The sequence below is a fragment of the Streptococcus sp. oral taxon 061 genome (assembly GCF_013394695.1).
Taxonomy (GTDB): Bacteria; Bacillota; Bacilli; order Lactobacillales; family Streptococcaceae; genus Streptococcus.
Genome location: NZ_CP058258.1, coordinates 1,753,881 through 1,765,730, shown reverse-complemented (window position 1 = coordinate 1,765,730; position 11,850 = coordinate 1,753,881). Strand labels below are relative to the sequence as shown.

Sequence of the window (11,850 nt, the reverse complement as noted above, 5' to 3'; positions counted from 1 at the left end):
CAACAAACTCCTCCTTTTCTAAATGGTGTAATCTTAAACACTATTTTATCACATAGCAAGCAATTTTTCCACAACTTGTGAAAAACAATCCACAATGTTTAAAAGATTTATCCACAAGTTGTGGATAAATTATCTTATTTTTGATTTAATCGACTTTTTCTATACTAATCCAGTGGATAATTATGTGAGTTGAGAAAAATAAAATAACAGCCTTATCTTAGGCTGTTAATAAAACGTTGGTATTCTTCTTGATTATGAAAAGAGATAGTTATTTTTCCTGCCTCTTTTTTTTGAAGGACGATTTGGACATCTAATCCCAACAATTTTTTCAAATTTTCTTCTTCTTCTTTGATAAAGTGATCTTTTTCTTTGCTTTTCTTCTTATTTTTTTCTTCTTTAAGTAGATGTTCCACCTGCCGAACTGATAAATCCTCTTTCTGAATGCGATTGAGTAAATTTTTTTGTTCTTTCACAGGTAGTTGAATTAGAAGCCTAGCATGTGCTTGAGATAATTTTCCTTTCTCTACTTCCATTAGAATAAAATTGGGAAGTGTTAGTAAGCGAACAAGATTGGTAATATAGGGACGTGATTTCCCCATTTTGTCAGCAATTTCTGCATGAGTATACCCTTTATCAATTAAAGATTGATAAGCTTTTGCTTCCTCAATCGGATTTAAGTCTTCCCGCTGCAAATTTTCAATGATTGAGTGAATCATCATATCTTGATCAGATAGTTTTTTGATGATTACCGGAACTTCTGTTAGCCCAGCTGCTATTGATGCCCGATACCGTCTTTCTCCAGCTAGGATTTCATATCCGATAACTGGAGATTGACGGACAATAATAGGTTGAATTAAACCATTTTCTTTAATAGATTGGGCAAGTTCTTGAATTTTTTCTTTTGAAAATTCTTTACGAGGTTGATAGGGATTTTTTTGAATATCACTGATACGAATGAGTTTGAGTTCTTCCATATTTCTACAGTATCACATCTTTGATATTCTGTAAAGTAGGTTTACAAATATGTAAACTATTAATTTAAATCACTTGTACTCTTATCTAGTTTGATTGTAGTTTTTTCTTCTTTACCATTACGGTAATAAGTTACAGTCATTTCATCTCCAATAGAGTGACTATATAGAGCATTTTGCAATTCAGTTGTAGATGAAATCTTGGTATCATCTACTTTTGTGATGACATCATATTGTTGTAAATGTCCATTTGCAGGCATATTTTTTTGAACAGAACGAACAGCTACACCAGAAGTAACATTTCCAGGAAGTTTTAGTTTTTGAAGATCAGTTGTACTAAGATTTGATAAGTTAACCATGTGGATTCCAAGAGCAGGTCGAGTTACTTTTCCATCTTTTTCCAACTGCTTAATAATATTGATTACATCGTTTGCAGGAATGGCAAAACCAAGACCTTCGACAGATGTTCCACCATTAGAGGCAATCTTACTTGATGTAATACCGATAACTTGGCCTTGGATATTAATCAAAGGACCACCTGAGTTCCCAGGGTTAATAGCTGTATCTGTTTGGATAGCATTGGTTGAGATAGCTTGTCCGTCTTCAGATTTTAGAGATACATTTCTATTTAAACTTGATACAATCCCCTGTGTCACAGTATTGGCATATTCAGAACCTAGAGGACTTCCGATTGCAATAGCTGTTTCTCCAACTGTTAATTGACTAGAATCACCAAATTCGGCTACTGTTGTGACTTTATCTGCAGCAATTTTTACAACGGCAATATCTGAATAAGTATCAGAACCCACAATTTCACCAGGGACTTTTGTGCCATCTGCTAAACGAATATCAACTTTTTTAGCACCATTAATAACGTGAGTATTGGTTACAAGGTAAGCAGTATCCCCTTCCTTTTTATAAATGACACCAGAACCTTCGCTGTATACTTGTTCAGAATTGGTATCTGTATCAGTTTCATCAGATCCGAGTAAACTATTTTGAGAGTTTGATGAGTAAGTAATGACAGATACAACAGCATCTTTAACTTTATCTACAGCCTGTGTGGTAGAATTTTCATTTTTCGAAGCAGTCTGAGTGATCGCTGCACTATTTTGTTCTCCCCTTCCTTGCTTTTGGTTGAATTGAAGAACAGCCAAACTTCCTAATAGACCACTAAAAAAGCTAATAAGAATAACTAGTAAAAGTTGTCCAATTGTTTTTGAAAACTTGTTAAAGTTTTTCATAGAATCCTCCAAATTTGATTTATTAGTGAAAGTATAAAATTATTAACTTAATCCTAGCTTAAAAAAGTTTAAGTTTTTAACAATCTGTGGATAACTGATTAAAACTTGTGAATTTATTGTGTTTTTTAACCTTTTTCATTTGTGAATAAGATGTGAATAGAATGCGATTATGATAAAATAGAAGCATGAAAATAAAAATTGTAACAGTTGGAAAACTAAAAGAAAAGTATCTCAAAGATGGAATTGCAGAATATTCTAAAAGAATATCACGATTTGCTGCCGTAGAAATGATTGAATTAGCTGATGAAAAGACACCAGATCGTGCCAGCGATTCAGAAAATGAAAAAATCTTAGATTTAGAGGGAAATCGAATTCTTTCCAAAATTGGGGATAGAGAATTTGTTGTCGTTTTAGCTATTGAAGAGAAAACCTTGTCTTCTGAAGAATTCAGTAAACAACTAGAACAAGCTTCTATTAATGGTTATTCAACCTTAACCTTTGTGATTGGTGGGAGTCTGGGTCTTTCTCCTCAAGTAAAAAATCGAGCGAATCTATCCCTTAGTTTTGGTAGACTGACTCTTCCACATCAATTAATGCGTCTAGTTCTTGTAGAACAGATATACCGAGCCTTTACCATCCAACAAGGTTCTCCCTATCATAAATAGGATTGACTATTCTCGATTATTTTGATAAGATAAACTAGTTAGGTCTCATAGCTCAGCTGGATAGAGCATTCGCCTTCTAAGCGAACGGTCGCAGGTTCGAATCCTGCTGGGATCATATACTAGATTTAACGCTGGGGAAACCCAGCGTTTTTTGTAAAAATTGACAGTTCAGGTACAAAAATGTGCAGTTGAGAATGAAATGTTTTAAAACAGACTCCGTTTTGTATAATAGGCTTGTAAGTTTATTTATAAAGAAAAAGAGAAAACATTATAGGGAGATATAATGGATTTATTGAAAATACTCATAGTTATTCTTCATATTCTTATTCTAACAAATAGCTATGAACTCATTTGTAAGGCAATAAAAAAAGAAAGATATCTGTTTATTTCTTGGGTATTTATATTACAGTCTATTGTTGAAATTTTATTCTATTTAACTTCTTTACATGGATTAGGAATGGAAAAAATTTCATTTACCTGTATTATCTTTGCTTATTTAATAGGATTTAAAAAATATAATAAGTTCAAAGCTATTTTTATTAGTTTATTATTGTCTTTATTATATCAAAGTACTCATACATTTATAGCAGTAATCATATCCTCTATAACAGGTGATTCTTTCTTAATAAAATATGAAGATTTATTTTTTGTAGTGGTTTTGATGCTGACGTATTTTATCACTAAAAAAATTATTACTTATTTTCATCTTGAACTTACTTATTTTGATAAAAATTACCTTTATCCATTTTTCAAAAAGGTCATTTTAATTTTCTTTACTTTACAAGTTCTATTATTCATTTCAGATATGGTGGGTATTCATGCTCATTTTAATAATTTCAGTAGTATTTTAGCAACAATTGTCTTTATCTGTTTACTACTAATATTCTTCGCTATGAATTCTCATAAGGTGCGAGTTGAAAAAGAAATTGCCCTAAAACAGAAAAAATTTGAACAAGAACATTTACAGACATATACAGATGAAATTGTTGGTTTGTACAATGAAATCCGTGGTTTTCGTCATGATTATGCAGGTATGCTTGTTAGTATGCAAATGGCGATTGATAGTGGAGATTTACAGGAAATTTACAGGGTTTACAATGAAGTTCTAGTCAAAGCTAATCAAAAATTACGTTCAGATAAGTATACATACTTTGATTTAAACAATATAGAAGATTCAGCTTTACGAAGTTTGATTGCTCAATCTATTGTATATGCCAGAAATAATGACGTAGAGTTTACATTAGAAGTAAAGGATATTATCACAAGATTGTCAATCGATTTACTCGATCTTGTTCGTATTATGAGTGTTTTGTTAAATAATGCTGTTGAGGGTGCTGCAGAAAGTTATTTAAAACAAATGGAAGTTGCAGTGATTAAGATGGATTTAGAAACAGTTATCGTGATTCAAAATTCGTGTAGAATTACTATGACACCTTCAGAAGACTTGTTTGAACTAGGTTTTTCTACTAAAGGTAGAAATAGAGGAATTGGCCTTAATAATGTCAAAGAGATTTTGGATAAGTATGAAAATATCATTTTAGAGACAGAGATGGAAGATAGTACGTTTAGACAGATTATTAGATTTAAGAGAGAGTTTGAATGAAAGTATTAATTTTAGAAGATGTTATTCAACATCAAGTCAGATTAGAAAGAACCTTGGATGAAATTTCAAAGGAATTGAATATTCCTATTTCTTATAAAACAACAGGTAAAGAACGAGAGTTTAAGGAATATATCGAAAATGATGAAGTAAACCAGCTTTATTTTCTAGATATTGATATTCATGGAGTTGAGAAAAAAGGATTTGAGGTAGCACAGTTTATTCGTCGCCACAATCCCTATGCAATTATCGTATTTATCACTAGTAGATCAGAATTTGCTACCTTAACTTACAAATATCAAGTATCAGCCTTGGATTTTGTTGATAAAGATATCAATGATGAATTATTTAAAAAACGTATCGAACAGAGTATCTTATATACCAAAAGTATGCTGCTTGAAAATAAAGATGTTGTGGATTATTTTGACTATAACTACAAAGGAAATGATTTAAAAATTCCCTACCATGATATTTTATATATTGAAACAACAGGAGTATCTCATAAGTTAAGGATTATTGGTAAGAATTTTGCCAAAGAATTTTATGGGACTATGGCGGATATTCAAGAAAAAGATAAAGATACTCAAAGATTTTATTCTGCTCATAAATCATTTCTTGTTAATGTAGGAAATATTAGGGAAATTGATCGAAAAAATTTAGAAGTGGTTTTTTATGAGGAACATCGCTGCCCGATTACCCGTCTCAAGGTTCGGAAATTAAGAGATATTCTGGAGAAAAAATCTAAAAAGTGATTGACAATTAGTAAGAAATTGATATAATGGTTATATCTGCTACAGATAGATGGTCCGTTGGTCAAGGGGTTAAGACACCGCCTTTTCACGGCGGTAACACGGGTTCGAATCCCGTACGGACTATATTATCCGCCATAGCTCAGTTGGTAGTAGCGCATGACTGTTAATCATGATGTCGTAGGTTCGAGTCCTACTGGCGGAGTCAAACAAAAAAAGAACACCATTGGTGTTCTTTTTTTGTTGCTAATTTGAATCTCCTAACATTTTCATAAGAAAGTCTGTCATTTCTTGCGGACTTTCTTTTTTTCCATGAGCAATCCAAGTTTGGCATACACCAAATAGTGCATTGGTTAGATAGATGCTACTATATTCTAACTCAATGTCGTTTAAATTTAATTGCATAAAGCGTTTCTGGAGGTCAGTGCTAAGCATGATATGAAGTTTATTTCTCAGGAAGTTTTGTATCTCTTTTGTACCATTTTCAGATAGAAGAGCAGCTAATAAAGGTTCAGACTCTAAGTATTCAAACACTTCTAGAATAGCATCTCTTTTATGATTTGCGTGTTTTTGGAAAATATACTCAAAGGTATGAAAAAGCTTACTTTGGTAATGTTCAATCATATCATACTTATCTTTGTAATGTGTATAAAAGCTAGAGCGACTAATTCCGGCTTTCTCAGCTAGCTTAACAGTAGAAATTTGATCAAATGGTTGTTCCATTAATAATTGAACCATAGCATTCTCGATAGTACGTTTTGTTTTTAAGCGTTTGTTACTCTCTGTCATAGTTCCTCCTTGTGAACAAAAATAGACGTAGTGTCTAAAAATTTAATTTTTACCTTGTAATTTAGATTTTTTAATGTATAATCTATTATATCAAAATTTTAGACAATATGTGTAAAAAAGGAGACAATATGTTTAAAGAATGGAAAGCAATATTTAAAAAACCAACCTTTATCATTGTAATGATAGGGATTTCTCTCATTCCAGCTTTATACAACATCATATTTTTATCATCTATGTGGGATCCATATGGCCAATTATCTGAGTTGCCTGTAGCGGTCGTTAATAATGATAAAGAAGCGACTTACAATGGAAATACGATGGCTATCGGAAAAGACATGGTGTCTAATTTAAAGGAAAATAAATCATTAGATTTTCATTTTGTCAATGAAGAAGAAGGTAAGAAGGGTCTAGAAGACGGTGACTACTATATGGTAGTCACTTTGCCAAGCGACTTGTCTGAAAAGGCTGCTTCTATTTTAACAGATCACCCAGAACAAATGAACATTGACTATCAAACTTCTAGTGGACATAGCTTCATTGCAAGTAAGATGAGCGATTCTGCTATGACACAGTTAAAACAAAATGTTTCTGCCAGTGTAACTGAGACTTACACGAAAGCTTTATTTCAAAAGATGGGTGATTTAAAATCCGGTTTAACCAAAGCTGCAGATGGAAGTGAACAATTAGCCAACGGAGCTGGTCAATTGGCTGTAGGAAGTCAAACATTGTCTTCAAATCTTAATACTTTAGCTAACTCAAGTTTAACTTTTTCTGATGGAAGTGAACAATTTACAAGAGGGTTGACAACATATGTCACAGGAGTAAAGCAACTGAATAGTGGCTTAGGAACATTTAATGATGGTTTACAGAACTATACAAGTGCAGTTTCACAGGTTGACACTGGACTTAATCAATTATCTTCCAAGACTCCTGAATTAGTAACAGGTATCAACCAGTTAAATACAGGGATGAAGTCATATGCTGGTGGAGTTTCACAACTCAATTCAGGTCTCAGTCAATTTTCGGTTGGTGTCAATGCCTATACAAGTGGAGTGGACAAATTATCTGTTGGTACAAAACAACTTTCAAGTCAATCAGATACATTGAGAGACGGTATCGCCCAATTAAATAAAGGGATTAAAGAAATTTCGACTCAATTGAATACTTCATCTCAACAAAAAGAGGAAATCACTCAATTAGCAAGCAGTTTAGATGAGTTGAATAAGGCTCTCCAATCAGTTACAGTTTCAGATAATACTGATCTTAAAAATACAATATCTAATGACTTAACAACTATAACTACTCTCGCTCAAACTATTGTGACTAATAGTCAAATAGAGCAAGAAAAAATTCTTACCAATCTTCAAGCAACAGCAACTTATCAGTCTCTTACTGATACTCAGAAAAAAGAACTGACTGAAGCTGTTTCAAATAATTCTAATTCTACGATAGAGTCAGCAAAAGCAATTTTAACGACGGCAGGAGATTTAAAAGAAAATTTAGGAAGTATAAACCAACCAATCTCTAATCTTTCTACTTTACAGACTAAAGCAAATCAACTTTTACCTATAGCGTCTAGTTCCTTGACATCTATGTCAAGTGGATTTACACAGTTGCAAAATGCTGTAGATAATCAGTTAGTTCCCGGAAGTCAATCAATTGAAAATGGAGTTAATGCGTATACTAAAGGATTGGATACTATTTCTTTAGGTGTAAATCAACTAAGTGAAAAGAATACAACTTTAACAACAAGTTTGGATCAATTGGTTTCTGGCTCAACCAAGTTGACAGAAAACTCTTCAAAATTGACAACTGGTTTGGATACTCTAGCTGGGAAAACACCAGAATTAGTAACAGGTATTGAAAAACTATCATCTGGTTCTAACCAATTAAATAGCAAGAGTCCGGAATTAATTGCAGGACTTGATAAAATACAGCTTGGTTCAAGTCAATTAACAGATAAATCAAGTCAATTGCTTTCAGCTAGCTCTCAGTTAGGAAATGGAGCAGCAAAAATTGCAGATGGTGCTGGAAAATTAGCTGAAGGTGGAGCAACTTTAACTGCTGGTATTGGAAGTTTACAAGTAGGAACTACTGACCTAGGACAAGGCTTAAGAAGTGCTAGCAATCAACTAAAATCAGCATCAACAGAGTCTAATAATGCAGAAATATTATCTGAGCCTTTGAGTCTTTCAAAAAAAGATAATGATCAAGTTCCTGTAAATGGGATTGCTATGGCTCCTTATATGATATCAGTCGCTCTCTTTGTCGCTGCATTATCAACAAATATGATTTTTGCTAAATTACCTTCAGGTCGTCATCCTGAAACTCGCTGGGCTTGGTTCAAATCTCGCTTTGAGATAAATGGAGTTATCGCTGTGTTAGCAGCTGTGTTAGTATTTGGTGGAGTTCATCTTATTGGTCTAACAGCAAATCATGAAATGAGAACTTTATTCTTAATTATTATCGCAAGCTTAACATTTATGTCTATGGTAACTGCATTAACAACATGGAATAGTCGTTTGGGTGCTTTCTTCTCTCTAATATTGCTATTATTACAATTAGCTTCGAGTGCAGGAACATATCCACTTGCTTTGACAAATGATTTCTTTAAAGCTGTTAATCCTTGGTTACCAATGAGTTATTCAGTTTCAGGATTGAGACAAACCATTTCTATGACAGGAAATATTCATCATCAGGTAATTTTCCTTCTCGTAACTTTGGTTTTATTCATAGGATTAGGCATGTTAGCTTATCAACCTAAAAAAATGGATGAAGATTAAAAAAGTTTCACGTGAAACAATGAATATTTTAAAAGAAAACAATTTGACAGAACTGTAAATGAACAAATTACAAGTAACTAATTTTAAAAAAAAACTCAGTTGGTTAATCCAACTGAGTTTTTTAAAGTTATACTTAATCTTTCCAAAGTTCTTTTACTTTTGCTTGCACTTCAGCATTTTCTAAGAATTCATCATAGGTTTCATCAATACGATCGATGACACCGTTTTTAGATAAGACAATGATATGGTTAGCCAAAGTTTGAATAAACTCATGGTCGTGACTGGCAAAGATGATAGATTCTTTGAAGTTTTTCAATCCATCGTTCAAGCTTGAAATAGATTCCAAATCCAAGTGATTTGTAGGATCGTCAAGTACAAGAACGTTTGATTTCAAAAGCATGAGTTTTGAAAGCATCACGCGCACCTTTTCTCCCCCTGACAAGACGTTTACAGGCTTGTTAACCTCGTCTCCAGAAAAGAGCATGCGTCCGAGGAATCCACGAAGGAAGGTATTGTCATCTTCTTCTTTACTTGCGAATTGACGGAGCCAGTCAAGGATAGATTCACTGCCAGCAAAATCAGCTGAATTGTCTTTTGGCAAATAAGAGCGACTAGTTGTAACTCCCCACTTGACAGTTCCTTCATAGTCAATTTCACCCATAATGGCACGAATCAAGGCAGTTGTTTGGATGTCGTTTTGTCCGATAAGAGCTGTCTTGTCACCTGGACGCAAGATGAAGCTGATGTTGTCAAGAATAGTTTCACCGTCAATCTTTACAGATAGATTTTCTACTGTCAAGAGGTCGTTCCCAATTTCACGTTCAGCTTTAAAGCTGATGAATGGGTATTTACGACTAGAAGGGACAATTTCCTCTAGCTCAATCTTATCAAGCATTTTTTTACGTGAAGTTGCTTGTCTTGATTTAGAAGCATTGGCAGAGAAACGAGCAACGAATTCTTGAAGTTGTTTGATTTTTTCTTCTGCTTTAGCATTACGGTCTGCTAGCAATTTAGCAGCAAGCTCAGAAGACTCCTTCCAGAAGTCGTAGTTTCCGACATAGAGTTTGATTTTTCCAAAGTCAAGGTCAGCCATGTGTGTACATACTTTGTTCAAGAAGTGACGGTCGTGGGATACGACAATAACTGTGTTATCAAAGTCAATTAAGAAATCTTCTAACCAAGTAATAGATTGAATATCAAGACCGTTGGTCGGCTCGTCCAAAAGAAGGACGTCTGGTTTACCAAAGAGAGCTTTTGCTAGGAGGACTTTCACTTTGTCCCCGTTTGCAAGTTCGCTCATATTTTGGTAATGAAGATCCTCTGGGATATTCAAATTTTGTAAAAGTTGTGAAGCTTCACTCTCAGCTTCCCAACCACCTAGTTCAGCAAATTCTCCTTCAAGTTCAGCAGCACGAACACCATCTTCGTCTGAAAAATCTTCCTTCATATAAATGGCGTCTTTTTCTTTCATGATGTTGTAAAGTTTTTCATTTCCCATGATGACAACATCAATAACACGTTCGTCCTCATAGTCAAAATGATTTTGACGAAGAACTGAAAGACGTTCGTCTGGTCCTAGAGAGACATGACCAGTTGTTGGTTCAATATCACCAGCTAAAATTTTCAAAAAGGTTGATTTTCCGGCACCATTAGCACCAATCAAACCATAGGTGTTTCCTTCTGTAAATTTAATGTTGACATCATCAAAAAGTTTGCGATCACTAAAACGTAGTGAAACATCAGATACTGTTAGCAATGTTTTTCTCCTATTATATGTAATACTCTAATTCTACTAGAAAATTAGTAAATATTCAAATTTTTATTTGTCAATTTTTTGTAAAGTAAGTTGACAGTTTCTTTACGGATATATGGCTAGAAAACTATTGTTTGATTGAAAAAATTATCTGTCTTTTTATCAAAAAAATGCTATAATTGAAAGGACCATATCAAAGGAGAATATTATGAGTAAACCCATTATTTTAACAGGAGATCGTCCAACGGGGAAATTACATATTGGGCACTACGTTGGTAGCTTGAAAAATCGTGTCTTACTACAAGAAGAAAATAAATATGACATGTTTGTTTTTTTAGCTGACCAGCAAGCACTAACAGACCATGCAAAAGATCCACAAACTATTGTAGAGTCTATTGGGAATGTTGCCTTGGACTATCTTGCAGTGGGATTAGATCCTAATAAAGCAACGATTTTCATTCAAAGTCAGATTCCAGAATTGGCAGAGCTGTCTATGTACTATATGAACCTAGTTTCATTAGCTCGTTTGGAACGAAATCCAACCGTAAAGACTGAAATTGCTCAAAAAGGCTTTGGAGAAAGTATTCCAACTGGATTTTTAGTTTATCCAATCTCGCAAGCAGCAGATATTACAGCATTTAAGGCGAACTTAGTTCCAGTAGGGAATGATCAAAAGCCGATGATTGAACAAACACGTGAAATTGTGCGTTCTTTCAACCATGCCTATAACTGTGATGTTTTAGTAGAACCAGAAGGAATTTATCCTGAGCATGAAGGAGCAGGACGTTTACCAGGACTTGATGGCAATGCGAAAATGTCGAAATCACTCAATAATGGTATTTACCTAGCTGATGATGCGGATACTTTGCGTAAAAAAGTAATGAGTATGTATACAGATCCAGACCATATTCGTGTTGAGGATCCAGGTAAGATTGAAGGAAATATGGTTTTCCATTACTTGGATGTATTCGGTCGACCAGAGGATGCTCAAGAAATTGCTGAAATGAAGGAACATTATCAACGTGGAGGTCTTGGTGATGTTAAGACCAAACGCTACCTACTTGAAATCCTAGAACGTGAACTTGGTCCAATCCGTGAACGTCGCCTAGAATATGCTAAAGATATGGGTGAGGTTTATAATATGCTTCAAAAAGGTAGTGAAAAAGCTCGAGAAGTTGCTGGTCAAACCTTATCGGAAGTTAAATCAGCAATGGGGTTAAATTACTTTCATTAATGGATAAAATATGAACTATAAAACTATTTCTTCTTTAAAATAAGAGGGATAGTTTTTTATTT

The 11,850-nt window shown here is 33.9% G+C and carries 9 protein-coding genes and 3 tRNA genes; 8 read left to right on the top strand and 4 right to left on the bottom strand.

Annotated features, from left to right (window positions below; translation table 11 throughout):
* Positions 1–212 precede the first annotated feature (212 nt).
* Both HW271_RS08730 and HW271_RS08725 read right to left on the bottom strand, forming a co-directional pair.
* Complete coding sequence (locus HW271_RS08730) at positions 213–974, bottom strand: ParB/RepB/Spo0J family partition protein (RefSeq protein WP_178895636.1); 762 nt, start codon at positions 972–974, stop codon at positions 213–215.
* A 59-nt stretch (positions 975–1,033) separates the two neighbouring features.
* Positions 1,034–2,215, bottom strand: coding sequence for a S1C family serine protease (locus tag HW271_RS08725; RefSeq protein WP_178895635.1), 1,182 nt, complete (start codon positions 2,213–2,215; stop codon positions 1,034–1,036).
* A gap of 185 nt (positions 2,216–2,400) precedes the next feature.
* Between HW271_RS08725 and rlmH the strand changes: the two genes are divergently transcribed.
* From rlmH to HW271_RS08695, 6 genes are all read left to right on the top strand, one after another.
* Positions 2,401–2,880, top strand: a complete 480-nt coding sequence (gene rlmH / locus HW271_RS08720; RefSeq protein ID WP_178895634.1) for a 23S rRNA (pseudouridine(1915)-N(3))-methyltransferase RlmH — start codon at positions 2,401–2,403, stop codon at positions 2,878–2,880.
* A gap of 41 nt (positions 2,881–2,921) precedes the next feature.
* Positions 2,922–2,995 (top strand) — tRNA-Arg (locus tag HW271_RS08715).
* Positions 2,996–3,163: 168 nt separating this feature from the next.
* A complete protein-coding gene (gene comD, locus HW271_RS08710; RefSeq protein WP_178895633.1) occupies positions 3,164–4,483 on the top strand; it encodes a competence system sensor histidine kinase ComD in 1,320 nt (439 codons plus the stop codon).
* A complete protein-coding gene (gene comE, locus HW271_RS08705) occupies positions 4,480–5,232 on the top strand; it encodes a competence system response regulator transcription factor ComE (RefSeq protein WP_178895632.1) in 753 nt (250 codons plus the stop codon). Before comD ends, comE begins: the two co-directional genes overlap by 4 nt.
* 51 nt (positions 5,233–5,283) lie before the next feature.
* Positions 5,284–5,355 (top strand) — tRNA-Glu (locus HW271_RS08700).
* 5 nt (positions 5,356–5,360) lie between these two features.
* Positions 5,361–5,434: transfer RNA gene (locus HW271_RS08695), tRNA-Asn, on the top strand.
* 41 nt (positions 5,435–5,475) lie between these two features.
* Here the strand turns inward: HW271_RS08695 and HW271_RS08690 are convergent.
* Positions 5,476–6,018 (bottom strand): TetR/AcrR family transcriptional regulator, encoded by a 543-nt coding sequence (locus HW271_RS08690; RefSeq protein ID WP_178895631.1) that lies wholly within the window; start codon positions 6,016–6,018, stop codon positions 5,476–5,478.
* 128 nt (positions 6,019–6,146) lie between these two features.
* Between HW271_RS08690 and HW271_RS08685 the strand changes: the two genes are divergently transcribed.
* Positions 6,147–8,801: a YhgE/Pip domain-containing protein gene (locus tag HW271_RS08685; RefSeq protein ID WP_178895630.1), complete on the top strand. Its 2,655-nt coding sequence runs from the start codon at positions 6,147–6,149 to the stop codon at positions 8,799–8,801.
* 133 nt (positions 8,802–8,934) lie between these two features.
* Here HW271_RS08685 and HW271_RS08680 read toward each other — a convergent pair whose 3' ends face one another.
* A complete protein-coding gene (locus HW271_RS08680) occupies positions 8,935–10,557 on the bottom strand; it encodes an ATP-binding cassette domain-containing protein (RefSeq protein WP_178895629.1) in 1,623 nt (540 codons plus the stop codon).
* Positions 10,558–10,762: 205 nt separating this feature from the next.
* Between HW271_RS08680 and trpS the strand changes: the two genes are divergently transcribed.
* Positions 10,763–11,788 carry a tryptophan--tRNA ligase gene (gene trpS / locus HW271_RS08675; protein WP_178895628.1) on the top strand — a complete coding sequence of 342 codons (1,026 nt, stop codon included), beginning with the start codon at positions 10,763–10,765 and terminating at the stop codon, positions 11,786–11,788.
* The last annotated feature ends 62 nt before the right edge of the window (positions 11,789–11,850 follow it).

Excerpts from the sequence above, each read along its gene's own strand:
- HW271_RS08730 (WP_178895636.1), bottom strand. The coding sequence starts at position 974 with ATGGAAGAACTCAAACTCATTCGTATCAGTGATATTCAAAAAAATCCC.
- HW271_RS08725 (WP_178895635.1), bottom strand. The coding sequence starts at position 2,215 with ATGAAAAACTTTAACAAGTTTTCAAAAACAATTGGACAACTTTTACTA.
- rlmH (WP_178895634.1), top strand. The coding sequence starts at position 2,401 with ATGAAAATAAAAATTGTAACAGTTGGAAAACTAAAAGAAAAGTATCTC.
- comD (WP_178895633.1), top strand. The coding sequence starts at position 3,164 with ATGGATTTATTGAAAATACTCATAGTTATTCTTCATATTCTTATTCTA.
- comE (WP_178895632.1), top strand. The coding sequence starts at position 4,480 with ATGAAAGTATTAATTTTAGAAGATGTTATTCAACATCAAGTCAGATTA.
- HW271_RS08690 (WP_178895631.1), bottom strand. The coding sequence starts at position 6,018 with ATGACAGAGAGTAACAAACGCTTAAAAACAAAACGTACTATCGAGAAT.
- HW271_RS08685 (WP_178895630.1), top strand. The coding sequence starts at position 6,147 with ATGTTTAAAGAATGGAAAGCAATATTTAAAAAACCAACCTTTATCATT.
- trpS (WP_178895628.1), top strand. The coding sequence starts at position 10,763 with ATGAGTAAACCCATTATTTTAACAGGAGATCGTCCAACGGGGAAATTA.